Source organism: Zhengella sp. (assembly GCF_041397485.1).
Taxonomy (GTDB): Bacteria; Pseudomonadota; Alphaproteobacteria; order Rhizobiales; family Rhizobiaceae; genus Zhengella.
Map to the genome: position 1 here is coordinate 121983 of NZ_JAWKWO010000001.1, position 26064 is coordinate 148046.

Below are 26064 nucleotides of genomic sequence, written 5' to 3' on the forward strand. Positions count from 1 at the left end.
TTTTTTCATAGGCCGGACTGCCGGGAAAGCCTCACGCGCCCAACAGCGCGACCACCGCTTCGGCTGCCATGTCTCCGGCAGGCCGCTCCGTTGCCATGCGGTCGCGGATTGTCTCGAACCCGGCGATCTGCGCATTGCGCGAAGGCGTTTCGGCCATCAACGCCTTCAGGTGACGGGCCGTGTAATTGGGCCGGAGCATGAAGTCGTATAGTTCCGGTACAACCGGGTATCCGGCGATGAGGTTTGGCAGGGATGCCGACCAGGCCGTGATCAGATGGCGCAGGAGACGGGCGATCATGTCCGTTCGGTAGCACGAAACGAGTGGGACACCGGCCAGCGCCAGTTCCAGCGTCACCGTTCCCGAGGCGGCCAGGGCGGCATCGGAGCGGGCAAACATCGCGCGGCGCGCGTCTTCGCCCGTCGCGATCTGCGGGCGGATTTCCCATGTTTCGGTCAGCTTCCGGACCAAGGGTTCAACATGGGGAACCGTTGGCAGGAGCAGATCGGGTGCAGGTCCGAGTCTTGCCAGTTCGCGGATCGTGGCGCCGAAGAAGGGCAGCAGAGACGCCACCTCGGAGCGGCGCGAGCCCGGCAACAGGCATAGGACAGGGCTGCGCGGATCAATCCCGCGTTCCATTTGCGTCTGCCAGGCCGCTTCCAGCGCCGGCTCGCGGACCAGCTTGTGGCCGACATAGGTCGCTGCCGGCCCGCCCAGCCTTTCCAGTGCTTCAGGCTCGAAGGGCAGAAGGCAGAGGACATGGTCGACATAGGCTGTCATTGCCCTTGCCCGGCCCGGACGCCATGCCCAGACCGACGGGCAGACATAATCCACGATGGCAAGACCGGGACAGGCGGCACGCACCTTGCGCGCCACGCGATGGGTAAAATCGGGGCTGTCGACGATGAGCAGGAGGTCCGGCCGTTCGGCAGCGATATGCGCGGATGTCTGCCGGATACGCTTCAGGAGCATGGGCAGGCGGGCAAGCACGGCAGAAATGCCCATGAGGGCAATTTCGCCCGGATCGAACAGGCTCTTGAGGCCGCGCGCGGCAAGATGCTCTCCGCCGACGCCGGTCAGTTCGACCGGCCGGCCAGTTTTGCGCTGCAAGGCATCGACAAGGTCCGCGGCGAGCAGATCGCCCGATTCCTCGCCCGCGACGACGCCAAGCCTGATCGGCGGGCTCACAGCATGTCCTCCCGCAAGCCGATGACGAACAACCCGAGCCTGTCCGCTTGCGCGCGGATGCTATCGGCTTCGAGCAGGATCGACCGGCCGGCCTCGACCGCGATGCCGGACAGGCCGGCGGCATGGGCACTGATCACCGTTTGCGGCCCGATGGTGGGCAGGTCGGCGCGCTCATCCTGCCCCGGCTTGGCGCATTTGACCAGGACGCCGCGCCGGGTGGACGTGAGGCGCCCGTGATGGCGCATGTCGCGGGTGCGCGCCAACAGCCCTTCCGTGCCCTCGATCCCTTCGAGCGCAATGGCCCGGCGGCCGAAGGCGACAGCCGCCTGGCCGATGTCGAGCGCACCGATGGCGCGTGCCGCCTCGTATCCGGCCCTGATGGCGGGCCAGTCGTCGCGCGTTGGCGAAAGCGCACCGATCACCCCTTCGGGCGCCAGGAGCCGGGGCATGATTTCATGGGCGCCGAGAACAACGATCCCTTCCTGTTCCATGAAGGCGGCGACGACACGCAGCAGCGCATCATCGCCCGCGCCAAGCGCACGGATGCCGCGCGGAAGCATGCGAACGATGCCGAATGTCAGGCGGAACCGGTGCCACCTCGGCCGGCGGGAAACGCCGCCCGCAAAAACCACGTGGCGAACTCCATGCGCCTTGAGAAGGCCGGGAAGCTTGCCAAGCGCCTCGATATCCAGAGTGGCACGGGCGCGGGCCGGAATGGAGCGGTCCGCCTCGCCCCTGATGGCGATGATGACAGGGCTCTGGCCTTCACGTTCGAGTTCATCGGCCAAGGCCTCCGGCAAGGCGCCGCTTCCGGCGACGATGGCAACCGGATGTCCGGCCACTGGCGCTTGCCGGTCAGGCCTCGTCATCGCCGTCATCCGGACGGTTGCGCCCGGCAACCGGCGGCATGACGAATTTGCGGCGGGCATCGCTCGTCATGAACGCGATGATATCCATGACAGGATCGCAATTGCCAAAAGCCTCGCGAGCACGCTCGATTCTGTCCGGTAGCGGCCCGGCGGTTTCGAAAATGAGCTTGTAGGCCGCGCGAACCGCATGGATGTCCTGGCGCGCCATGCCAGCGCGGCGCATGCCGACAAGATTGAGCCCGCGCAGGCGGGCGCGATTGCCTGTCACCATGCCGTAGGGGATCAGATCGCGCTCGACGCCGGTCATGCCGCCGACAAAGGCGTGATGGCCGATCCGGACGAACTGGTGCACGGCCGCGAGCCCGCCGAGAATGGCGGCATCGCCGACCACGCAATGTCCCCCAAGCACCGCGCCCTGGGTGAGCGTGACCCGGTTGCCGATGTCGCAATCATGGGCGACATGCGAAAAGGCGAGGAAATGGCAGTCATCACCGATCGTGGTGCGGCCACGGGCCGTATCCGTGCCCGTATGCATGGTCACGCCTTCGCGGATCGAGGCGTTCTTCCCGATTTCCAGCGTGGTCGGGCCGCCCTTGTGGGCATGATTCTGCGGCTCGCATCCCAGCACGGCACCGGGAAAGACCCTGCCGCCCTGCCCCAGTGACGTCTGCCCGAGGATGGTGACGCTGCCAATGAGTTCAACGCCATCGCCCAGCGTCACATCCGGCCCGACATGACAGAAGGGCCCGATGCTAACCCCGGCACCAAGACGCGCGCCTTTCTCGACGACCGCGGAGGGATGGATTGACGTTTCACCCACGACAGGAACTCAAGCCCGTTCCGGCACGGTCATCATGGCAGATATGACGGCTTCAGCCACCTTGGCGCCATCGACCTTGGCCTCGCATGCGAATTTCCAGATCGAACCGCGCTGCTTCTGCTTGAGAACGTGAATTTCCAGGCGGTCACCGGGAACGACCGGTTTGCGGAACTTGGCATTGTCGATCGTCAGGAAGTAGACGACGCTCGGTGCATCGCCATCCTCACCGGTGGCCGAGTTGATGCAGATCGCGCCGGCGGTCTGCGCCATGGCCTCGATGATCAGCACGCCGGGCATGACGGGCGCGGCCGGGAAATGGCCCTGGAAGTGCGGCTCGTTGGCGGTCACGTTCTTGATGCCGATAGCGGAACGGTCGCCATCGACCTCGATGACGCGGTCGATGAGCAGGAACGGGTAGCGGTGCGGCAGCAATTCCATCACGCGCATGATGTCCAGCGTCTCAAGCGTCGTCTTTTCAGTCATTGTCGCCATCCTTCTTGCGCGTTCCCTCCGACAGCGCCCTCAAGGCGGCGGTCTGCCGGAAGAATTTCCTGACCGGCATGGCCGGTGCCCCGACCCATTTCTCGCCAGCGGGCAAATCATGCATCAGGCCGGAGGCCGCGCCCAGTTGCGCGCCGTCACCAACCGTCAGGTGGTCTGCAATCCCGGCATTGCCGCCGAGCATGACAAAGTTGCCAATGGTGACGGAACCGGAGATGCCGCATTGCGCAGCAATGGCGCAGTGCCGGCCGATCGTCACGTTGTGCCCCACCTGGACGAGATTGTCGATCTTCGTGCCCTCGCCGATGACCGTGTCGCCCAGTGCGCCGCGGTCAATGGTCGTATTGGCGCCGATCTCCACGTCATCCTGCAGCACGACGCGGCCAAGCTGCGGAACCTTTTCCAGACCGGCGGCACCGGGCACATAGCCGAAGCCATCCTGGCCGATGCGTGCGCCCGGATGAATGACAACCCGGTTGCCGGCCAGCGTGGCGATCAGCGAAACATGCGCGGCGATGTGGCAATCGCGCCCGATGCGGCAGCCGGGGCCAACCACGGCACCGGGACCGATGACCGATCCGGACCCGATTTGCGCACCCGCTCCGACGACAGCGCCAGCCTCCACGACGACGCCCGGCTCAAGCACAGCCTGGGCGTGGACGAATGCCTTTTCTGAAATGCCGTTCTCACCCGTTACGGGCGCCGGACGCATGGCGGCGGGATAGAGGGCGCGCGCGCATTTTGCAAATGCCGCCTGCGGGCGCTTCACGACAAGAGCAACGACGCCGGCGGGCACGTGGGCAAGCAGGTCCGCTGTCACGAGGACGGCGGTGGCCGAAATCCCGTCCAGAAGCTGGCGATTACGCTTGCCTTCCACAAAGGCTAGGTGACCGGCGGTGCTGCGGCCGGCTGGCGAAAGCGCGCCAATCAGCGCCGATTCGTCGCCTTCATTGGCATGAACTTCCGCACCGCAGAGCGAAGCAATGTCCGCGACGGTCAGCCTGCGGGCCATATGGAAAAAGGCCAGATCTGTCATGCCAATGGCACCCGCGCCGGATTCAGGCAGGAACCGACAGGCCGGGCCGCGTCAGAAGCGGCCCGAAATGCCGAAGTTGAAATTCTCGATCTCGTCGGTGGCTTCCTTTTTCAAGGGCACCGCGTAATCGACGCGCAGCGGCCCGAAAGGCGACTGCCAGATGAGCGAGGCACCGGCAGACGCACGCCATTCCATGCTGGAGCCGTTCACGCCCGTGAAGTTGGACGGGACACCATAGAGCGTTGCCGCGTCTGCGAAGACGGCACCGCGAATGCCAAGCGATTCCGGCAGGATCGGCATCGGGAACTGGAGTTCCGCGGAGCCGTGGAAATAGGTGGTGCCGCCGATATGGTCGATCAGGCCACCACCGATGCCCTGATAGGGCCCGAAGCCATTATAGGCGAAACCACGGATCATGCGGTCGGAGTTCTTGAACAGATCGAACTGGCGCAATGGTTCGTTGCTGATCTGAACGGTATGGCCACCGCCGGCGGTCAACAGGCCGACGAGGTCCAGCTCCTCGTTCAACTGCTTGTAATACTGGCCCCGGCCGGTGAACTGCAGGTAATGGGCGTCGCCACCGAGACCGGCATATTCCGCAGTGAACTTGGCATAGATGCCGTTGCGCGGGTTCTTCATGTCGTCGATGGTGTTGTAGAGCAGCGCGGCACTGACGGACGACTTGACCCAGGGGCTGTTGTCGATGGCATCAAGCGTGGCCGACGGAAGCGGGCAGTTCAATGCAGCCGTGTCACAATCCGTTGGCATGTTGTTGTACTGGTTGAAACCGGCCAGCGGATCTCCGGCAGGAAGGCTGGCGGTCCTTGCCCGCTTGTCGAGCGAGTACTTCTCGCTTGACAGATTATAGGCGAGCTGCGTGGTCAGCGCGTTGGTAATTGGCAGACCGAAACGCACCGTGCCCTTGTTCACCTCGGTATCGTAATAGGTGCCGTCCGTGGTCTCCCGGGCAAAATCGAAACCGGCAGCGATACGGCGGCCAAGGAAATAGGGCTCCGTGAAGGAGACCGAATAATCGCGTGAATCCTGCCCGCCACCAGCGGAGAAACGGATGAACTGGCCGCGTCCAAGGAAGTTGCGCTCGGCAATGGACAATTCGACCTTCGGACCGGGATTTTCACCGCCGGTAACATAGCCGCCACCGACGGAGAATTCGCCCGTGGACTTCTCCTTGACGTCGACGATGATGACGACCTGGTCGCCTTCCGAACCCTGCTGGGTCGAGATGTTGACCGTCTCAAAGAAATCCAGATCCTCCAGGCGGCGCTTGGCGCGCTGCAGCAGAACCTGGTTGAAGGCATCGCCTTCCGCAATATCGAATTCGCGGCGGATCACATAGTCGCGGGTGCGGTCATTGCCACGGATCTCGATACGCTCGACATAGGTCCGCGGCCCCTGGTCGATGGTATAGACGACCGAAATGGTGCGGTTGGTGAAGTCGCGGTCGCCACGCGGCGTGACCTGCGCGAAGGCATAGCCCTCGCCGGCCACGCTTTCGGTCAGGCCGACAATGCTGTCCTCGACATCCTTGGCGCTGTAGACATCACCCTGATCCGTTTCGACGGCACGCTTGAGCTGCTCGGCATTGACGCCGGGGATCGTGCTCTCGACCTCGACATCGCCAAACGTATAGCGCTCGCCCTCGTCAATGGTGAAGGTGATCGTGTACTCGTTTTCCGTTTCGTCCAGCGTCGCATCGGCCGAAACCACGCGGAAATCGGCATAGCCGCGATTGTAGTAGAACCGGCGCAGCGCTTCCTCGTCGGCGCGCAACTTGTTCTCGTCATAGACGTCATCGCGCATGAGGAAGGACAGGAATGTCGAACGCTTGATGGAAATCACATCGCGCAGACGGCGGTCCGAATAGGCATTGTTGCCGACGAAATCGATATTGGCGATCTTCGTGCGGCCGCCTTCCTGGATGTTGAAGACGACGTTCACGCGGTTCTGGCCGACATCAATCACCTCGGTGGTGACGATCGCGTCGGAGCGGCCAATGCGGTTGTAGGCTTCGCGCACGGTGTCGGCGTCGATCTCCAGCGCCGACGGCGAGAAGCCGCTGCGCGGCTGGGTCTGCACACGGGCAGCGAGCTGCTCGTCCTTGATCTTCTTGTTGCCCTGGAAAAGCACCTGGTTGACCACCTGGTATTCCGCCACCTCGACAACAAGGGTGGAACCCACCTGATTGATGCGAACGTCGGAAAACAGGCCGGTGGAGAAGAGCCGCTTCACCGCCGCGTCGATATCGGCGGCATTGAAACTGCGGCCGGGCTTGATGTCGATATAGGAGCGAATCGTGTCGTCATCGACGCGGGTGTTTCCACGCACATCGACCGAACGAACAACCGCGGCATGAACCTCGGCAACCGTGGCAAGCTGCAGCGCGACAGAACCGGTCGCTGCGAGACCAGCGGACAGCGCAACCGCGGAAACGGCGCTCATGAATTTGGATGATGCCTTCATCAGGTTCAATTACCTTGTTTCTCGTAGTCCCCGGGCGAGAATACCGGGCAATTACCGGTGCTTGATCCACACCGTAATACCCGGATTTTCCACACAAGCAAGGCTGGCGGTTAATTTCCGTTTACTAAGTCCGCCACCGTGGCTTTAACGCCACGTTCGGCTGCAACCATGGTAAACGCGCCATTAATCGCCCCCCGACCGGAAACTCCCCTCTTACATCCTGCACGCGACGAGGTCGTTCCAGAAAACGAACCCCATGAACAAAAGCACGACCAGAAAACCGGCCTTGTAGACAGACTCCAAGGCAGCTTCCGAGACCGGCCGCCCCTTGACCGCCTCGATTGCGTAGAACATCAGGTGCCCGCCATCAAGGGGCGGAATGGGCAACAGGTTCAGAATCCCGATCCCGACCGACAACATCGCGACAAGTTGAACAACCCAGACAAAGCCCTTGGCGGCCGCCTTGCCGGCCATGTCGGCGATCTTGACCGGCCCGCCAAGCTGGCAGCGGTCTTCACGGCCCATGACAAGACGTTTCATGAATTGACCGGTTGCGGCGATCATGTAGCCCGTTTCGCTGACCGCGAGGCCGAGCGATTCGACCGGACCGAGCTCGATGCGCCGGGCCGAATCCTGCGAAATGTCGGCCCTGATCCCGATCTGGTAGCGGGTCACCTTGCTGCCCAGCGGATCGGTCGTCTCCACGCGCTGCGGGGTCACCGTCAACGGCACGTCCTGGCCGTTGCGCTGCACGACAAAGCGAATCGGATCGCCGCCCTGTGTTGCCACGAAACGCTGCACATCGGCGAATTCGGATATCGGCACGCCATTCATTGAGACGAACTTGTCGCCGGGCTGGAAGCCGGCCTCCATGGCCGCGCCGCCGGGCATCACCTCGCCGACCAGCGGATCCATTTCATAGCGCCCGTTTGTGGCGAACATGACCGCGAAAACAATGATCGTGAGGATGAAATTGAAGACAGGCCCGGCCAATACGGTCAGAAACCGCTTCCAGACGGGCTGGACATGAAACGCCCGGCTGCGATCGAAGGCGGACAGGGTTGCCAATTGCTCCGCGTCCGAGGTGCTGCTGGTCACCGTCATGTCACCCAGGAATTTCACATAGCCCCCCAACGGAATGAGGGAGAGCTTCCAGCGCGTTCCATGGCGATCGTCGAAGCCGACGATTTCCGGCCCGAAACCGATGGAGAAGGACTGGGCGGCTATGCCGCACCAGCGCCCGACAAGATAATGGCCCATCTCGTGAACGAACACGACGATGATGAGCACGAAAAGGAAGGGCAGGATCACGCCGAGCAGAATGCCATCCGTCCCGGCAAGTGAAGTCAGAAAGTCCGGCACGTTGTATTCCTCAAGCTGGACAGTTTCGGATCATGCAGGCTCGACCGAAAGCGAGGCGACAGGATGGCGACGGTGCTATCGCCAGCCAAAGGCGGGGAAAAGCGCTGCCGCCGGAGAATCCGCGCCACCGGACACGGCACCAAACAGGTAGAGAAGGATAGCCGCGATCACAAGGGCGTCAACGCGGTCCATCACGCCGCCATGCCCCGGGATGAGGTGCGAACTGTCCTTGACGCCGGCCTTTCGCTTGACTGCCGATTCGAACAGATCGCCGGCCTGGGAGACGACCGACATGGCAAAGGCCAGCAGCGGGAAGAGCCAGGTGGCGCTGCCGGTTGCGGCACCGGATGCGGCGGCGATCACGCCAATGCCCGCGGCAACACCGCCGGCAAGTCCGCCAATCGCACCGGAGACCGTCTTTCCCGGCGATATGGACGGCGCCAGTTTCGGCCCGCCCAGCGCACGCCCGCAGAAATAGGCGGCGATGTCCGTGCCCCATACGACGGCGAACAGGAAGACCATCGCGGTGAGGCCGGCCGCATCATCACCGCGCAGCTTTGCCAGGACAAGGGCCGGGATCGCCGCATAGACGAAGCCGAGGGCCGCCAGACCGCCCTGCCCGCGCAGAATACCCAGCGCGAGAAGCAGCACGCCCGCCACACCGATGAAGAGACCCGACCAAGCCGCCGGCACATCCGCCATGACGGCAGCGGCAACACCGGCCATGGCGGCCCAGGCGACCAGGCGCACGGACGGCAAAATCCGGCTGCGATGCATGGCCAGCCATTCGTGCATCACCGCCAGGCCGATGACCGCCGCGACGAGGCGAAACCACACGCCGCCCAGCCAGGTCAGCGTCAGGACAACGGCGGCCAGGACAAGGGCGGAGAGGATTCGCTGGCGCAGATTGCTCACAAGGCGATATCCTGCTGACCTATGCCGCCAAAGCGGCGATCGCGCGTGGCGAACGCCTCGACGGCTTCGCGAAGATGGCGCTCGGAGAAATCGGGCCAGTAGCAGTCGGGGAAAAGGAATTCAGCATAGGCGGCCTGCCAGAGCAGGAAATTGGACAGGCGCAACTCCCCGCTCGTGCGGATGATCAGGTCCGGGTCCGGAATGCCGGCCGTATCGAGATTGTCAGAAACCATTTGCGCACAGACATCCGCTGCGGCGATCTCACCGCGCTCAACCCGGGCGGCTATGCGCTGCACGGCCCGGGTGATCTCGTCGCGGGAGCCGTAATTGAAGGCGATGATGAAGGTCAGGCCGGTATTCGCCCGCGTCAGGGCTTCCGCCTCATCGACCAGCCCGGCAATATCGCGTGCAAGGCCGTCACGGTCGCCGATCATCCGCACACGCACATTGCTGGCATGAAGTTCGGCCAGGTCGCGGCGCACGAAAAGCCGGAACAAGCCCAGCAGATCAGAGACTTCGCCAGCAGGCCGCGACCAGTTTTCCGAAGAGAAGGCGTAAACCGTCAGGTAGTCCAGACCGAGGTTCCCGGCCGCGCGAACGGTCTGGCGAAGCGCATCGACGCCGGCCTTGTGGCCGGCGCTGCGCGGCAGGTGCCGCTGTTTGGCCCAGCGGCCATTGCCATCCATGATGATCGCCACATGGGCGGGTTGTGACATGTCGTGCCCCGGTCCTCGCGATCTGGGGCCGCGCATGATGGCGCGGCTCAAACCTGCATGATCTCGGCTTCCTTTTCCTGGCCGAGCTTGTCGATGCGCGCAATCGTGTCGTCGGTGAGTTTCTGAACCCGTTCAGACAATGCGCGATGTTCATCCTGGCTGATGTCGCCGTCCTTTTCCGCCTTCTTGAGATGGTCCATGCCATCGCGGCGGACATGCCTGGCGGCGATACGCGCCTGCTCGGCATATTGATGCGAAATCTTTACCAGTTCCTTGCGGCGCTCCTCGTTGAGTTCGGGAATCGGAATGCGCAAGGTAGCGCCATCCATGATCGGATTGAACCCGAGGTTCGATTCGCGGATGGCCTTGTCCACGGCGCCGACCATGGACTTGTCCCAGACCGAAACCGAAATCATGCGCGGTTCGGGCACGGACACGGTGGCAACCTGGTTGATCGGCATGGGCGATCCGTAGGCTTCCACGTTGATGGCGTCGAGCAGGTTTGCCGAGGCCCGGCCCGTGCGGATCGAGGCCAGATCGTTCTTGAAGGCGTTGATGGCGCCGTCCATCCGGCGCTCAAGATCTTTCATGTCGATGCCGTTGCTCATGCTGTCAGTTCCTCCAGTCCGGCCAGGGGCCAAGCGCCCGCTTCAAGAATCGCGAACGACCGTACAACGGCCATTTCCACGCAGAATTTCGCCGAATCCGCCTTTTTCGTGAATTGAATAGACGATTATCGGAATGTTGTTTTCGCGCGCAAGCGCAATCGCGGCCGTATCCATCACATTCAGGCCACGCGAAATCACCTCGTCATGGGTGATGTTGTCGAAGCGCTCGGCATCAGGCACCTTTTTCGGATCGGCGGAATAGATGCCGTCGACCTGGGTGCCCTTGAAAAGCGCGTCGGCGCCGATCTCGGCGGCGCGCAGGGCTGCGGCGGAATCGGTTGTAAAGAACGGGTTGCCTGTTCCGCCGGCGAAGATCACGACCTTGCCGGCGTTCATGTAGGCGGTTGCCTGGCGTTGCGAGAAGCTTTCACACAGTTCAGGCATGGCAATGGCCGAAAGGACAACGGCATCGATGCCAAGCTTGACCAGGGATGTCCTGAGAGCCAGCGAATTGATCACGGTGGCGAGCATGCCCATGTGGTCGCCGGTGACACGGTCGCCACCCTTCGAGGCCACGGCCACGCCGCGGAAGATATTGCCGCCGCCGATCACCACGCCGACCTCGACGCCCATGGCACGGGCCTCCGCGATATCCGCGGCAATCCGGTCGGCGACCGAGACGTCGATTCCAAATCCCTGCCCGCCCATCAGCGCTTCGCCAGAAGCCTTGAGAAGAACACGGCGATAGATGGGCGCGGACGTCATGGGTTCTCCTTTATCAGGCACAGGCGGATCGGGCATGCGGATACACGAAGGGCGCCGCATTGTCACGCGGCGCCCCAACGCAATTTTCAGGGCCTTGCGGCCGATGAAGGATCAGCCCTTGGCTGCGGCGGCCACTTCGGCGGCGAAATCGGATTCTTCCTTCTCGACGCCCTCGCCCACGGCAAAACGCACGAAGCCGGTCAGCTTCGCGGCCGCGCCGATGTCCTTTGCGGCCTCTTCCAGGGCCTTTTCCACCGTCACATCGGGGTTCATAACGAAGGCCTGCTTGAGCAGCACGACTTCTTCATAGAACTTGCGCATGCGGCCTTCGACCATCTTCTCGATGATGTTCTCCGGCTTGCCCGATTCGCGGGCCTGCTCGATGAAGATCGCCTTTTCACGGGCGGCCACATCGGCGTCCACTTCCGCATCGGTCAGGGCGAGCGGGTTGGTGGCGGCAACGTGCATGGCCACCTGGCGGGCAAATGCCACGGCCTTCTCGACGTCGCCATCGGTCTCGATGCCGACCAGCACGCCGAGCTTGCCAAGGCCGTCAGCCACGGAATTGTGCACATAGGTGGCGACCGCACCCTTGCCGACGGAGAGCTTCGCGGAACGGCGCAGCGTGAGGTTCTCACCAATCGTGCCGACGGCATCCTTGACCGTATCGGCAACCGACTTGCCGGTGGCCGGATAGGTCGCGGCGGCAACGGCATCGAGCGAGCCGTCGGTCGCAAGAGCGGTCTTCGCGATGCCGGCAACAAGCTCCTGGAACGCATCGTTGCGGGCGACGAAGTCGGTCTCGGAATTCAGCTCGACGACGACTGCCGCCGGTCCTTCAGCCGCGACGGCAACAAGGCCCTCGGCAGCGGTACGGCCGGCCTTCTTGTCAGCCTTGGCAATGCCCTTGGCGCGCAGCCAGTCCACGGCGGCTTCCATGTCGCCGGAGGTCTCGTTGAGCGCGTTCTTGCAGTCCATCATGCCTGCGCCGGTCTTCTCGCGCAGTTCCTTCACCATTGCAGCGGTAATCGTCATAAGTCGCCTCGTCATGTCGAAATGCGAGGGCGCATCACACCGGCCGGAAAGCCGCCGCGATGCGCCGGTAAATGGACACGGACAGGATCCGCGTCCGGCTGGAATACGGTGCGGCGCGTGACAGCGGCATGACAGCCGCCCGTCACACGCCCGCCACTCAGGCTTCGCCTTCGGCGCCCGGAGCAGCCTCGGCAGCCGTTTCGTCAAGGGCCGGCTCGGCCGGGGCCTCGGCGGATTCGCCCAGATCGACGCCCATGGAGCCCTGCTGGCGGGCAATGCCGTCGATGGCGGCACGGGCCACCAGGTCGCAATACAGCGAGATGGCGCGGGCAGCGTCGTCATTGCCGGGGATCGGGTAGTCGACGAGGTCCGGGTCGCAGTTGGAGTCGAGGATGGCGACAACCGGAATGCCAAGACGCTTGGCTTCCTGGATCGCGATCGCTTCCTTGTTGGTGTCGATCACGAACATCAGGTCCGGGGTGGAGCCCATGTCCTTGATGCCGCCGAGCGCGCGGTCGAGCTTGTCGCGCTCACGCTCCAGATTCAGGCGCTCCTTCTTGGTGAAGCCCTGGGCCTCGCCAGCCATCAGCTCCTCGAGCTTGCGCAGGCGCTGGATCGAATTGGAGATGGTCTTCCAGTTGGTCAGCATGCCGCCGAGCCAGCGGGAATTGACATAATACTGGGCGGAGCGGCGCGCCGCGTCGGCAACCAGATCGGATGCCTGGCGCTTGGTGCCAACAAACAGCACGCGGCCACCACCGGCCACGGTGTCGGACACGGCCTTCAGCGCCTGATGCAGCAGCGGAACGGTCTGCGACAGGTCAATGATGTGGATGTTGTTGCGGGCGCCAAAGATGTAGCTCGACATCTTCGGGTTCCAGCGGTGGGTCTGGTGACCAAAATGAACACCGGCTTCGAGGAGCTGGCGCATGGAGAAATCAGGCAGAGACATCTGCATCTATCCTTTCCGGTTGAACCTCCACGGGCAATGACGGCGGATGCCGGCACCGGAGGACCGGACCGGATTTCTCCCGGTCAGGCCCGAAGCCCGTGTGTGGAATGACCGCGCCTTACTGCATTGCAGCGCGGAACGCAAGCCCGGCGGCGCCGGTCTGGCCCCGGCCCTCACTCCCAGCGCGGACGGCGGGCCGAAAAAGTTCCGGTCACCTTCGCGTAATCCATGTAGCCGAGCCGTGACAGGGAGCCTGCCTTGACGACATCGACCAGGCCGCCGGTCATGATCGCCTCGTCGATATGGACGCCGACCACCTCGCCGAAAACCAGGAAGACGCCGGCCACCCGGCCCTCCAGTCCGCGCGGCTCCTGGATGTCCGTGACGCGGCATTCGAGCGCGGCATGGGCTTCGGCCACGCGGGGCGTGCGCACGAGGCGGCAATCGGTGGGCGTCAACCCGGCATAATCGAATTCCGACGTGCCGCGGGGCGCATCCACCGAGCTCTTGTTCATCTGTTCGAACAGGTCCGCGGACACCAGATTGCAAACGAACTCGCCGGTTTCACGCGCATTGCGCACGCTGTCCTTTTCGCCTTCCGACGAGAAGAAAAGCATATGCGGGTGAGTGGAGATGGCATTGAAGAAGGAATAGGGCGCCAGGTTGAGGCTGCCATCCTTCGACCGGGTCGAGATCCATCCGATCGGCCGGGGCGCGACGATGGCCTTGAAGGGATCATGCGGCAGGCCGTGCCCTTTTGCCGGCTGGTAGAACATCACGCTTCCTCCGGACCGGAATAATCGCTCATCACGTCTGCCGGCTCGGGCCGTGGCCGGTCGGGCCGGGTGCCCTCCACCGTGCCGACATGAACGAAGCCTGCAACCCGTTCCTCCGGTTTCAGGCCCAGCAGGCGGCGCGCCTCGGCATCCTCCGAATACCAGTTGGTGATCCAGTTGGCGCCAAAGCCAAGCGCATGGGCGGCGTGCACGAGGTTCATGCAGGCAGCGCCCGCCGAAAGGAACATTTCCCATTGCGGGATCTTGTCGCTCTCGCGCGGACAGGAAATGACGCCGATGACCAGCGGCGCGCGCGTGAACCGCTCCAGTTCCTTTTCGCGCGCGCCCGGCGTCAGCGGCCCGTCGCGCTCTTCCAGCCGCCCGGCAAGCAGTTCACCGACCCGGTGGCGCATGTCGCCGCGATAGAGAATGAACCGCCACGGCTGCAGCTTGCCGTGATCAGGAACCCGCGCGGCGATGCGGATCATCGTTTCGATTTCGTTTCCGTCCGGGCCCGGCTCCTTGAGCATCGGGATGGCCGGAGACTGGCGCGTCAGAAGGTAGTCTGCGAGAGCATTCAAGTCGGTCGGTCCCTTGTTCGGATGACGGGTCGCCGGCACAAGCCGCCGAGACGGCGGTGGCCGCGACTGCGCGGAAGGATTTCGGCCTTGAAATTGCCACTGCCTTGGGCTTCATGGCAAGCCATGAGCGCATGGACACACCGTCTGACATGGATTCGCGCCGGCCTTGCGGCCGTGCTGGCCGTGGCATGGCCCCTCGACGCGGGCATGGCGCAGGATGCCGCCGCCACGGATTTGCCGCCGATCAACCTGCCCGGCATCCGGGCCTATGCACCGGCGCAGGACAACGGACCGCAGGCTCAGCGCGACGGCCGGCTGACGCTGGTGGCCACGCTGATCGAAGGCTCGGACCCGATTCCGCGCGGCATCGTCTGGCGCGTGTTTCTTCCCACGCCCGGCGATGACGGCCAATTGCCGCTGCTGGCCAGTGCCGAGGGCGGCACGGCGCGTTTCGACCTGGGGCCCGGCTCCTATCTCGTTCATGCCGCATTCGGGCGCGCCGGCGTGACGAAACGCGTGACAATCAATGCCGGCGAGACGCGCGCCGAGACGATGGTGCTCGATGCCGGCGGGCTGAAGCTCAACGCATTGCTGTCGGGCGGGGTCCGCATACCGGCACAGAAGCTGAAATTCTCCATCTATGACGTCAAGGAAGACGCCAATGGCGAGCGCGCGCTGATCATCCCCGACGTCAAGCCGGGAACGGTCGTGCGGCTCAACGCGGGCACCTATCATGTCGTCTCGACCTATGGGGCGGTCAATGCCGTCATCCGGTCCGATATCCGGGTCGAGGCGGGCAAGCTGACCGAGGCCGTGGTGGAGCACCGTGCCGCGCAATTGACCCTGAAGCTGGTGCGCGAGCGCGGCGGAGAGGCCATTGCCGATACATCCTGGGTGGTCATGACCGAGGCCGGCGACATCGTTCGCGAAAATGTCGGCGCATTTGCCTCCATGGTGCTGGCGGAAGGCAAGTATGTCATCGTGGCGAAAAACCGCGACCGGATCTATCAGCGCGATTTCACGGTGGTGGCCGGCCAGAACCGGGATGTCGAGGTGATGACGGCGGAATGATGCTGCGGCTGCGGCTGCGGCGGATTTAATTGCCATTCTCCGGATGCCGTTCAATCCGCAGAAGCGCCGTCCAAAGGAGCGCCGTCCACAGGAGCGCCCGAAAGCCGCGATTCGCGCCTGCCTGTGGCGCCTCTCATCGCCCGCCTGCGCGCCCGCCTGGCGGCGTCTCCACCTGTTATTTCCAATTCTTCTTAATTTAGACATGTGCGCTCAATGGGCGCTAAACCACCGGCATTAGTAAGATTTAGATATTTGGAATTTAGTTTTTCAGAATGCGCTTCGCTTTATCGAAAGAAAGACCCGCCATGTCCGCGTTTCCAGGAAACCTCGCCCAAATGTTCCGCGACTGCGAGAGGGGCAATTTCTCGATAATCTTCGCCGTCCTGGTCCTGCCCCTGCTCGCGGCGGTGGCATTTTCGGTCGACTACAACAACATGCTGCGCATGCGCAACGGTTTGCAGAACTCGACCGATGCTGCCACCCTCTATGCGGCACGGTATTACGAGTTGCACAAGAGCCTGCCCGCCGTTTCGGACATCAATGCCTTTCTGGCGGCCAATGGCGATTACCAGGGCCTGACGGTGACCGGCTATGCCTACGAGAACAACGAGGTGAAGCTGAACACCCGGATTTCCTACAATCCTTTGATCATGGGCGCGGTGGCGACACAGGATTACACGCTGTCGGTGCAATCGGCGGCATTCGTTTCGCCCGACACGAGGGTCGAGGTCGCGCTCGTGCTGGACAATACCGGTTCGATGGCTGCCCATGGAAAGATCGGCGGCCTGAAGGTGGCTGCTGCCAATTTCACCAACACGCTTTTTGACGCTGTGAAACCGACCGTTGACGTGCGCATCGGCGTGGTTCCCTTCGCGCAATATGTCAATGTCGGCATGGGCAATCGCAATGCGTCCTGGATGAACGTCCCCGCCGACACGAAAAGCGAGCGCTGGTACGGTTGCGTGGGCTCGCGGGGCGATGCATCGGACAAGCTGGCACTGACCGATGACAATCCCTCCGTCCCGTTTCCCGGCATCATGAATGCCGCCTGTCCCGAACCGATCATGCCGCTTTCCAGCAGCCGGATCGATGTGCTGGACAAGGTCGACAACATGAAGGCAAGCGGCATGACCTATATTGCCGATGGCGTCATGTGGGGCCTTCGCATGCTCTCGCCACAGGCGCCGCTGACCGAAGCCGTGGACCCGGCAAGCACCGAGGCCGTCGTTCGCAAGATCATGGTCGTGATGACCGATGGCGAGAACACGCGTGCGCCGAATTTCCCCCATTCGCCAAATCACAATGGCACCAGCCAGTCGCGAGCAGACAGCTGGACCCAGCAGGCTTGCAACTACAGCCGCAAACAGGGCGTGGAGGTGTTCACGGTCACCTACGGAACCCAGGTGCCGATTTCAGCGAAGAACCTGATGAAACGCTGCGCCAGCGGCCCGGCGAACTTCTTCGACGCGGCCAGCACTGCCAAGCTCGACGAGGTGTTCCAGGAGATCGCCAGCAACCTGACGCGCCTCCGCCTGACCCAATAGCGGCGGCACGCGTCCGGGCACGATGCGATGGAGGAACGACCGGACCTTCCCGGTCACAGTACCCACACGCCGTCGTCGATATTCGCGATGTTGTTGTTGAAGTTCTCGTCGCATTCGGTGAAAGCGATCAGGATGTCCTCGCGGGTGAGGCCGGCCTCCATGCCGCCGACCCAGAAGTCGTAGCCCTCCTGGTCGGGCAGGCGGTACAGCACATTCTGATACATCGCGTCGATGTAGTCGTAATTGCTGGGATTGGCGCCGTAAAGCGCCTGAAACTCGTCCGAGCCGATGAACTCAGAGGCCACATATTGCTGCTTCGCATATGTGCTGTAGCCCCACGAATCGAGGATATCCAGAACGTCTATCCAGAACCGTACCCCGCCCTCGTCCGGCGTGCGCCCGAATGAGGCCTGATAGATGCGATAGCCGAAACCGAGATTGTCCGAACCGATATCGTAGACATAGTCGCCATCCAGCAGGTCGATGCGCTCGATGGAAATCAGCGTGTCGGTGGAGCCGTCCGGCTTGTCGACGAGGATCGAGCCGTCAGCCTGCAGATCCTGCGCGTAATCGGCCCGTGAACCGCCATAAACGACCGTGTCATGCCCGTCCGCCCCATCGATCACGTCAGGCCCCGTGGTTTCGAAAACCAGATCGTCCGACCCCAGGGCATAGATCGTGTCATCTTCCGGCGTGCCCTGCAGATTGTCGGGTTCCGGCGTTCCCATGATCACCAGTCCGGAAAGATCCGTCACCGCAACGCCGAAGTCCTTTTCGAACCGCAGCCCGGTATTGTCCACGGCGGCAACGCGGATCATGTGAACCGTTGCTGCCTCGTAGTCGATGCTTGCACCGGGGGCGACCTTCAACGCGTTGCCATCGATCACGAACCGGCCGCCGGCGTCATCGACAAGAGAGAAGACATGGGTATCGGCGATGTTCGGATCCACGGCAAGAAACGTCGTCAGAAGGGTGCCGGCGGCGGCATTCTCCTCGATGGTCAGCGGCAGCACGTTCACGATGTCTGACGGAGGCCCGGGCGCCAGCAGGACGTCCTCCAAGCCAAAACCGGACGGATCAAGCCCGTCGAGCACGAGGACATCGCCGGCACCGAAGTCGATGATCACGCTGCCGGCACGCGCGTTGGCAATGGCGCTTGCCGCATGCGACGCGTCGAAGGCAGTCAGATCGAGCAGGTCCTGGCCGATCTCGAAATCGGCGATCAGGTCAGCACCGTCGCCCGGCCTGAAGACGAAGACGTCACGCCCCTCGCGGCCGGCGAGAAGATCGTTGCCGCGCCCGCCGCCCAACCGGTTGCCGAGCGCGTTTCCGGCAATCACATCATCGCCATCGCCGCCCCAGGCATTTTCAATCGCAGTGCCCGGATCGATGGTCAGCACCTGGCCGGCGATGAAACTGCCTGAACCGGCAACCAGGTCGATCCCGGTATCCGTCGTCACCGCGGCGGCGTTGATCGTATCGGTGCCGCCGCTGTCGGAAAGCGTGAACCGGCCGGTCTCGGCAAGCGGATCGAACAGGCCGAATTCATCCGTGTAGATATAGATATCGTCGCCGTTTTCTGGTCGCCCGAACAGTTCGAGCGACCAGTCGATCGTCGCGCTGTCCCACTGCGAACCAAAGTGCTCGACCGAAAGCGTCCAAGTGCCCTCCCCGTCCTCACCCCAGAACTCGTTGGAGGAAAATGTCCATCCGGCGGGGTAGTCGCGTGTCTGCTGGATCGGGGCGAGCGGATTGATCAGCGCTGTCGTGCCCGACGGGGATGTCAGCGAAATGGTCACCTGGCTCGTCAGGGCAAGAAACGAACTGTCGAACGTCAGTTCGACATGCTCGATCACAAGGCCGCCGGCCGGCGCGACAATCGTGGAAGCCACCGCTTCGCCGCCGGCGATCGACACGGGGGCTGCGGGCTTGCCAAGGTCCTGGGTCGACAGATTGGCATAGGTCGATTGCCGGTCCCAGGTCTCGGCCAAACGGACAGCAGCCCGGGCATCGACAAGGCCAAAGCCATACTGGTCGCTTGTGTGCAGCGCCCCGCCATTCCAGTCGCCCGCTCCATTCCACTGCCAGCGCTCGTCGAGGCGGTCGTTCCATGAGGCGCTGTAGGCGAGGATCTGCTGCACATCGCGCGCGCCAAGACCGGGATTGGCTTGAAGCATCAGCGCGATCACGCCCGAGACGACAGGCGCGGCAAGGGATGTGCCCGTCAGCGTGCCGTAATCTGAACCGAGCACATCGGCCGCATCGAAATAACCCGCGTCACCCAGCGCATCCGCCGTCGTGACATCTTCGCCCGGCGCGACAACGAGCACGCATGTTCCCGGCACGCTGCCCTCGGCCTGTCCGGAATAATCCACCGCGCCGACCGCGATGGCGTGGCGATCGTTCGTCATCAGCTTGTGATCGGCCCGCCGCTCCTCGTCGCTGGCATTGCCGGCAGCGAAGACCACGATTCCGCCCAGGCCATCGCGGGCATTCTCGGCGAAGTCGATCATGCCGGCCAGGCGGATCCGCTCATCGCCGAACAGCCCGCCATAGAACAGTTCGGGAAGGGACCAGCTGTTGTTGACGATCCGGACGTCGGCCGCCGCCGGGTCGGTGCGCCAGTTGGTGAAGAAATCGTGGCCCGGGTCCAGAAAGATGTCACCCTGGTACCAGACGCTGTAGCGGGCGTCGTAGGCGGTGCCGACAATGCCTCCGTTGGCGCGCGCGCCAAGCGCAAGCGCCGTCACGGCGACGCCGTGGGCGTCGGTGCCGGCCGTGGTGCCGGCATTGGCAATGCGTGCCGCCGAAATGTCGGGATGGTCGGTGGGAAAGGCGTTCACTTCGTTGATGGCGATATGGATGCCGGCCCCGGTATAGTCGGGCCAGACGGACGCGACATTGACCGATTCGAGCTGCCATTGCGTATCGAAGAGGCTGTCGTCCGGCAGGATATTGAAATCGATGCGGGCCAGCGCCGTATCCTGTCCGCCGTGACCATCGTCGACGGCATAGGCAAACAGGGCCGTATCGAGCGGCGCGCCGGACGCGTTCACGGTAATCGTCTGGCCGTCGAGACCGACATCCGCTCCCGCCAGGGCCGTCACCGAGACGATGCCGAGCGGGTCGAGATCGGGATCCCGGTCGTTCTGCAGCAACTGGTCAATATCGATCACGAACGACTGATCACGCGATTCGAAGCGGTCATCGATGGCCCAGGGCGCACCATTCGTGCCATCGAGATGCAAGACCATGTCGTCGAAGACAACACGCTCCACCGCGTGAAGCGTATCGGTTCCCAGATCACCGTCGCCGGCCTGAAGATCCTCGATCACGAAATTGTCGCCGGCCGGCGTCACCCGGAAATCCGTGGACTGTCCCGCGTAAAACGCGAAGTCGATCCCCTCGCCGCCTTCAATCGAGTCGTCGCCGGGGCCACCGGTCAGCACATCGGGCTCCCGCCCGCCTGTCAAACTGTCATTTCCCGGACCGCCATCCAGCGCAACCGGTCCGCCATCGCCGGCTGTCAGCGTATCATTGCCCAGGCCGCCGATCACCGCTTCGACATTCAGCGCGGCCGCATCGGCCTGAACATCCTCGCTGGTGACAAACCACAGGACGTCGGAACCTGGCCCGCCATCCATGGGCGCGGAATCATCCACGCTGAGCAGTATGTCGTCGCCGCCAAGGGCATACAGGGCCGCTCCCTCGTAGACCCCCATCAGGATGTCGCGGCCTTCCGTTCCGTTCAGCGTTTCGCCCGGCGCGAGCGTTATCGCCTTCGTATCGAACCGCAAATCGGGGGTGCCGATATCGACGAGGCCGAGACGCCCGCTTTCGCCGCTGCCCAGCATGAACTGAACCCATGCGCGGATGTCCGTGCCATAGGTGTCGATGGGCGGATCGGACTCCATCACGGGCATGGTCAGGTCGATCGACACGAGGTCGATTTCGGCAAGCGATTTCAAATGTTGCGCCGGCACACCATTGGCATCGGGGACAAGCGTGACGGCGACGACATCGGCAAATGCCGGGTCATCCTGGTCGAAGACGCCATCCCCGTTGGCATCGAGGCTGGCTAGCGCATCGAGCGAGGAGCGGAAGTCACGCCCGGCAAAGGCCGGTGAAAGCAGTTCCTGCAACCCCTCGATCTGCCCGTCATGATCCAGGTCGACCGCCAGGGCATGGTCGCCGGGACCGAGCCAGACATAGGTATCGGTGGGGCCCGTATTGGTGATGTCGGTATATGCGAATGGCCCCAGCGCCAGATCCTGTCCATCGAGGCGAAAGACGAGCGGATCGAATTTCTTCATCTGCTTCTGGGCAGAGGCCGTCATCGTTGAAATGAGGATGTCGATGGCCTCAAGCGGGTCCTTGGGCGGCACGAAATTGAGGCCGATCGCCTTGGATGTCTCCTGCACCGCCTTGCCGACCGCCGCTTCCACGGCAGCTTTCCTGGCATTGTCCCAATAGGCATAGTTTCCAAAGGATTCCTTGGCATTGTTGCCGATCTTCTGGATCGAATCGACGATGGTCTTGAGCGCCTTCTTCGTCTCGCGATCCGCGGGGCTTTGCGTATCGACATGCCACCACGGAGAATCGGGCGCCTGCCCGTCGCCCAGCGCATCCCGGGTTCCTTCCCTCGGAAACACATCACCTGACGGCGGATCGACCAAATTCCTGGCGGCCATTTCTTCATCCTCCCAACGCAGCCAGCAGCGGGATTTTCCGAACGGCCTCACGCCCCCGGTCCGGTGTCTCTCCGCGACGCCGGCAATCGGCCGGCGCGCAATGGCGCTGTTGAAAGGAGAGGCATTTCGCGGCCGGCCGGCATTGACTGTCGTCAATCGGGGCTGCGAATTGATGCGAGGACAGCGATTGCATCCTGTCCTGGGGGCAGCTTTCCGCTTCCATGAAAACGGTCGCGAAAAAGCGGAACCACGGAACCGTGGAGGCTGAACGCAAGAGGCGTTTGCAGCTCTGTTGCCTCGTGAAGCTTCCGGCCTGGATGCCGGCTGGTGTTCACCGCGACTTGATCAGCGAAATGGCCAGTTGAAGCAACCGCAAAGCGGCTGCCCGTCCCGCGCATTTCGATATTCCAGGCGTATCAAAAGGGAATTTTCCAGCCGGAAAAGTTCAGATTGTCCGATTGTTTTTGGTGAGCGCGCAGGGGTTCGAACCCTGGACCTACTGATTAAAAGTCAGTTGCTCTACCAGCTGAGCTACGCGCTCCCGCCGGACGGCCAAAGCGGCGCCGCGAAAGTGGGCGGACCATATTCAGGGCCTGCCGACCGGTCAACACCAAAATCCCGTTTTTGCCCGGGAATCAGGCCTTTCTTCCGCCATTTTCATTGCCGGTCTATTTCGCATAGGCCGCGATGAGCTGACGGACCCGCGCATCGCGTTCACGTGCGCTATCGCCACCCATCACGACCACGATGAAGTGCTTGCCCCGCCGTGTGACCGATGTGACGATGTTGAATCCGGAGGCGCGGATATAGCCTGTCTTGATCCCGTCCACGCCGGGATCACCCAGAAGGCGATTGTGACCACGTATGGTGCGGCCGTTATAGGTGAATTCCTTCAGGTCGAAATAATGGAAATATTGCGGAAACCGCTTGCGCAGCAGGATGCCGAGGCGCGCCATGTCGCGCGCCGTTGTCATCTGTGCCTGGTCTGGCAGTCCCGAGGCATTGCGGAAACGGGTGCGGCTGAGCCCGAGCGACCGGGCCCTTTGCGTCATCAGGTCGCCGAACCGGCTTTCCGACCCGGCAATCAGTTCCCCGACCGCCGCAGCGACATCATTGGCCGACTTGACCGCCAGGGCGCGGATCGCCGTGTCCACCGGCAATTGCTCGCCGGCACGCACGCCGAGCTTGGAGGGCGGACGCCGGGCGGCAGTGGCGGATACCGGTATCGTGCCGTCGCGGGCGATCCTGCCCTGCTCGATGGCTTCGAAAAGCATGAAAAGCGTCATCATCTTTGTCAGCGAAGCGGGAAAACGCGCCGCATCGGCGTTTTCCGCATGAATTTCAGCGCCGGTGTCGGCATCGACAACGAGCGCGGAATATCGCCCCGACAGCGGTGCGAGTTCCACCACGTCAACGCTCTGGCAGGCCGACAACACCATTGTCATCAGCAGGGCCAGGACTACCGGCACGCGCCGCGCACTGTTCAGCATGTTCTGCAAGGGCTCCCCCAAAGGTACCCGGTTCGACTGTCCGCTCCAGCCCCCGGAGCCTTTCAAAACCCTATCTGCAGTCCGCCTGCGCTTCAAGGCATCTACCAGCCGCCGCCACCGCCGCCACCGCCGCCGCCACCTGAAAAACCGCCACCGCCTGAAAAACCCGAACCGGAGGATTTCGGGGCGGGCATCGAGGCGGCAAGGCTGCTCTCCAGACCGGACGTGACGCCGCCAATGGATTCGGAAAAGCGATCAGCGCTGAACGCGTGGCCGCCGTACCAGTTCGGACCGTGGTATCCCACGGCGGCAGCCGTACCGGCGGCCGCAGCCGACATGAGCCAGGCCTGAAAGGCGCTCGTCCAGGGTTTCTCCAGCCGCAAGGCGACCGCATAGGGGAGCAAGCCCTCGTAGTGCTCGGGCGACATGGACGGCGCACCCTTGAGGTTCATGCGATCGGCCTCGGCGAGGCGGATATAGGTCTTCAGCCCTTCGATGCCGTCCATCATCCGGCGCCCGAGTGGTGTGGGTGCGCCCATCAGCACATAGAAGACGCCATTGAGCACGGCGAGCGCCAGCAAGCCGCCGCCGAGAAGCGGTAGCCGGTCTTCCAGGATGGTCGAGAGGATTCCGCCCCCCATGGAAGTCAACATCAGGAGAATGAGGCCAGAGGCAAGCACCGCGTTGATCTTGCCGGCAAGGCCGGCACTGAAATTGCGGGCCGCATTGCCGATCACCACCGTTGCGACGACGCAGGCAATGCCCAGAAACACCATGAGCGCGATTTCTTCCTCGGCCAGATTTCCGAACACGACCGTTGCCACGAGCACCAGGATGGAGAGTACCAGGCCGCCAATCACCCAGCCGAGATTGCGAATGTAGAAGGCGTTGCGGTGCTCGCGTTCCATCGCATGGGAGAACGAAGCCTGCATGGCCTTCACCTTCGGTCCGTCCGCCCTGGAAAGCTCAAGCCGCCCACCGTTGCGACCTATGGCCTTGACCAGCGCTGCCTCGCCGACAGGCAGGCGAAGTGGCGGCGGCGCGCCCTTTTCCATGACGATGACTGTCTTCTTGCCCACATCCTCAAGCCGCACATGGCCCTTGACCGCCAGGCTCAGGATGGCGGAGGCGATGGCACCCCAGCCGCCACCGGAAAGCCCCTTGCGGTCGATATAGCTGGTCAGCGCAGGCGATATGCCCTCCGGCGGATCCCAGCGCGGCACAATCACGCCAGCGGGAAGATCACGCCCAACCCTTGACCAGGCAAACAGGTAATAGGCCAGAACCAGCAGAAGGCCGGCGCCAAGCACCACCAGATCCCGGTTTTCGCGCAGCCAGTAGCGCATCTCGTCGGCCTGGTCCGGCTCGGCAATCAGCCCCTTGGCAAACCTGACACCAACGGTCAGTCCCTCGCGCGGGCCGAGCGGCCCGGTCGTGGCGAACGTGGCCGACCTGCGGTCATCGGAAATGGAAGAGACCGCGTTGTTGTCGCGCGATCCATAGGCGCCGGTGAAGGATACCGTGTCCCCGATGCGCCCGCCCTGCGGCAGGGTGATCGTGGCGGTCGCGCGGTCGATGGGGAACATCCACGCATTGCCCGTGACATTCCAGAAAAGTTCGTCATGATCCTCGAAGAAACGGACCTGCCGGTCGGTGCTGTAGGCGATGCGGTATTCATAGACGCCGGGCGCGAGAAAGACGCCGGCATCGCCGACATAGACACGGGCAACCTTCCTGTTGCGTTCAACGCGGAACGGTTCCGGCTTGCCGTCGCGGGTCACCGACCGGACGTCGAAGCCGACCGTTCTCATCCGCCCCGCGGCATCCTCGAATTGCAGGGGAAAATCGCGATAGATACCGCGCCGGATATCGCGCCCTTCTGCCCGGACACGGATGGTCTCGGTGACCGCCAGGCTACCGTCGTCCGCCATGTCCACTTGCGAATCGAAGGCGAGGATACGTTCCTGCGCCAAGGCGGAGGTGCCAAGAAAGACGAATATGGCAAGCAGGGCAGCGGCACGGCGCAAACCCCGCAGCGGTTCACGAAAAACCCGGCGCATGGTCACTGTCCGAAGCTGACTTCCGGGACGGCACGATCCGATGCGTTCTCGATCTCGAAATAGTCGGCCTGCGAGAACTTGAACGTGCTGGCGACTAGATTGGAGGGGAAGCTCTCGACACGCACGTTCAGATCGCGGGCCGCGCCGTTGTAGTAGCGGCGCGCCATCTGCAATTCGCCCTCGATCTTGTCCAGCGTGCCCTGAAGATCGCGGAAATTCTCGTTGGCCTTGAGATCGGGATAGGCCTCGGCGACAGCCATGAGCCGGCCAAGCGCCTGGGACAGCATGCCTTCCACCGCCGCACGCCCCGCGACGTCGTCGGCCGGAACGGACTGGGCGCGGGTGCGCATTTCGGTGACCTTTTGCAGGGTTTCCTGCTCATGGTCGGCATAGCCCTTCACCGTGTTGACGATGTTGGGAATGAGGTCGGCGCGCCGCTTGAGCTGCACGTCGATGCCCGACCAGGCCTCGCGCACCATCTGGCGCGCCTTGACCAGGCCGTTATAGGTGACGATCGCGTAGAGCGCGAGCGCCGCGAGAATGACGATGCCGATGATATCCATGCCCGTCCCCCTTGCTCAGATTCGTACGGGAGACGGTAACAC

Annotated in this window: 21 protein-coding genes and 1 tRNA gene; 2 read left to right on the top strand and 20 right to left on the bottom strand. The window is 63.2% G+C overall.

The features are described 5' to 3' along the window. Window positions 1–31 precede the first annotated feature (31 nt). From lpxB to R3D65_RS00555, 15 genes are all read right to left on the bottom strand, one after another. Window positions 32–1186, bottom strand: coding sequence for a lipid-A-disaccharide synthase (gene lpxB / locus R3D65_RS00485; protein ID WP_371273271.1), 1155 nt, complete (start codon window positions 1184–1186; stop codon window positions 32–34). Next, the gene (locus R3D65_RS00490; protein WP_371273272.1) at window positions 1183–2055 is read right to left on the bottom strand and encodes an LpxI family protein; all 873 of its coding nucleotides are present in this window, start codon (window positions 2053–2055) and stop codon (window positions 1183–1185) included. The genes lpxB and R3D65_RS00490 overlap by 4 nt, the downstream gene beginning before the upstream one ends. Further along, complete coding sequence (lpxA, locus tag R3D65_RS00495; RefSeq protein ID WP_371273273.1) at window positions 2042–2875, bottom strand: acyl-ACP--UDP-N-acetylglucosamine O-acyltransferase; 834 nt, start codon at window positions 2873–2875, stop codon at window positions 2042–2044. Before lpxA ends, R3D65_RS00490 begins: the two co-directional genes overlap by 14 nt. A 9-nt stretch (window positions 2876–2884) precedes the next feature. Next, on the bottom strand, window positions 2885–3367 hold the full coding sequence (fabZ, locus tag R3D65_RS00500; RefSeq protein ID WP_371273274.1) for a 3-hydroxyacyl-ACP dehydratase FabZ: 483 nt from the start codon (window positions 3365–3367) through the stop codon (window positions 2885–2887). Next, a complete protein-coding gene (gene lpxD / locus R3D65_RS00505; protein WP_371273275.1) occupies window positions 3351–4412 on the bottom strand; it encodes a UDP-3-O-(3-hydroxymyristoyl)glucosamine N-acyltransferase in 1062 nt (353 codons plus the stop codon). Before lpxD ends, fabZ begins: the two co-directional genes overlap by 17 nt. A gap of 51 nt (window positions 4413–4463) precedes the next feature. Continuing rightward, entirely contained in the window at window positions 4464–6893 is a 2430-nt protein-coding gene (gene bamA / locus R3D65_RS00510; RefSeq protein WP_371273276.1) for an outer membrane protein assembly factor BamA, read from the bottom strand. A gap of 213 nt (window positions 6894–7106) precedes the next feature. Beyond that, the gene (gene rseP, locus R3D65_RS00515; protein ID WP_371273277.1) at window positions 7107–8255 is read right to left on the bottom strand and encodes an RIP metalloprotease RseP; all 1149 of its coding nucleotides are present in this window, start codon (window positions 8253–8255) and stop codon (window positions 7107–7109) included. Window positions 8256–8330: 75 nt separating this feature from the next. Then, window positions 8331–9170, bottom strand: coding sequence for a phosphatidate cytidylyltransferase (locus R3D65_RS00520; RefSeq protein ID WP_371273278.1), 840 nt, complete (start codon window positions 9168–9170; stop codon window positions 8331–8333). Further along, complete coding sequence (locus R3D65_RS00525) at window positions 9167–9886, bottom strand: isoprenyl transferase (protein ID WP_371273279.1); 720 nt, start codon at window positions 9884–9886, stop codon at window positions 9167–9169. Before R3D65_RS00525 ends, R3D65_RS00520 begins: the two co-directional genes overlap by 4 nt. A 47-nt stretch (window positions 9887–9933) precedes the next feature. Continuing rightward, window positions 9934–10494 carry a ribosome recycling factor gene (gene frr, locus R3D65_RS00530; RefSeq protein WP_371273280.1) on the bottom strand — a complete coding sequence of 187 codons (561 nt, stop codon included), beginning with the start codon at window positions 10492–10494 and terminating at the stop codon, window positions 9934–9936. A gap of 42 nt (window positions 10495–10536) precedes the next feature. After that, complete coding sequence (gene pyrH / locus R3D65_RS00535) at window positions 10537–11259, bottom strand: UMP kinase (protein ID WP_371273281.1); 723 nt, start codon at window positions 11257–11259, stop codon at window positions 10537–10539. Between the two features lie 111 nt (window positions 11260–11370). Then, complete coding sequence (gene tsf, locus R3D65_RS00540) at window positions 11371–12294, bottom strand: translation elongation factor Ts (RefSeq protein WP_371274326.1); 924 nt, start codon at window positions 12292–12294, stop codon at window positions 11371–11373. A 157-nt stretch (window positions 12295–12451) separates the two neighbouring features. Then, window positions 12452–13246 carry a 30S ribosomal protein S2 gene (rpsB, locus tag R3D65_RS00545; RefSeq protein ID WP_371274327.1) on the bottom strand — a complete coding sequence of 265 codons (795 nt, stop codon included), beginning with the start codon at window positions 13244–13246 and terminating at the stop codon, window positions 12452–12454. 173 nt (window positions 13247–13419) lie between these two features. Next, window positions 13420–14022 (bottom strand): flavin reductase family protein, encoded by a 603-nt coding sequence (locus tag R3D65_RS00550; protein WP_371273282.1) that lies wholly within the window; start codon window positions 14020–14022, stop codon window positions 13420–13422. Continuing rightward, on the bottom strand, window positions 14022–14552 hold the full coding sequence (locus R3D65_RS00555) for a nitroreductase (RefSeq protein WP_371274328.1): 531 nt from the start codon (window positions 14550–14552) through the stop codon (window positions 14022–14024). Before R3D65_RS00555 ends, R3D65_RS00550 begins: the two co-directional genes overlap by 1 nt. A 174-nt stretch (window positions 14553–14726) precedes the next feature. On the opposite strand from R3D65_RS00555, the gene R3D65_RS00560 reads away from it, so the two are divergent. Both R3D65_RS00560 and R3D65_RS00565 read left to right on the top strand, forming a co-directional pair. Beyond that, window positions 14727–15674 (top strand): hypothetical protein, encoded by a 948-nt coding sequence (locus R3D65_RS00560; protein ID WP_371273283.1) that lies wholly within the window; start codon window positions 14727–14729, stop codon window positions 15672–15674. A 335-nt stretch (window positions 15675–16009) separates the two neighbouring features. After that, window positions 16010–17218: a pilus assembly protein TadG-related protein gene (locus R3D65_RS00565; protein ID WP_371273284.1), complete on the top strand. Its 1209-nt coding sequence runs from the start codon at window positions 16010–16012 to the stop codon at window positions 17216–17218. A 53-nt stretch (window positions 17219–17271) separates the two neighbouring features. Here the strand turns inward: R3D65_RS00565 and R3D65_RS00570 are convergent, their stop codons facing one another. From R3D65_RS00570 to R3D65_RS00590, 5 genes are all read right to left on the bottom strand, one after another. Then, entirely contained in the window at window positions 17272–21909 is a 4638-nt protein-coding gene (locus R3D65_RS00570) for a DUF4214 domain-containing protein (protein ID WP_371273285.1), read from the bottom strand. Between the two features lie 465 nt (window positions 21910–22374). After that, window positions 22375–22450, bottom strand: a tRNA-Lys gene (locus R3D65_RS00575). 127 nt (window positions 22451–22577) lie between these two features. Continuing rightward, window positions 22578–23399: a D-alanyl-D-alanine carboxypeptidase family protein gene (locus tag R3D65_RS00580; RefSeq protein WP_371273286.1), complete on the bottom strand. Its 822-nt coding sequence runs from the start codon at window positions 23397–23399 to the stop codon at window positions 22578–22580. Between the two features lie 101 nt (window positions 23400–23500). Then, window positions 23501–25459, bottom strand: a complete 1959-nt coding sequence (locus R3D65_RS00585; RefSeq protein ID WP_371273287.1) for a DUF2207 domain-containing protein — start codon at window positions 25457–25459, stop codon at window positions 23501–23503. Between the two features lie 2 nt (window positions 25460–25461). Continuing rightward, a complete protein-coding gene (locus R3D65_RS00590; RefSeq protein ID WP_371273288.1) occupies window positions 25462–26022 on the bottom strand; it encodes a LemA family protein in 561 nt (186 codons plus the stop codon). Window positions 26023–26064 lie beyond the last annotated feature (42 nt).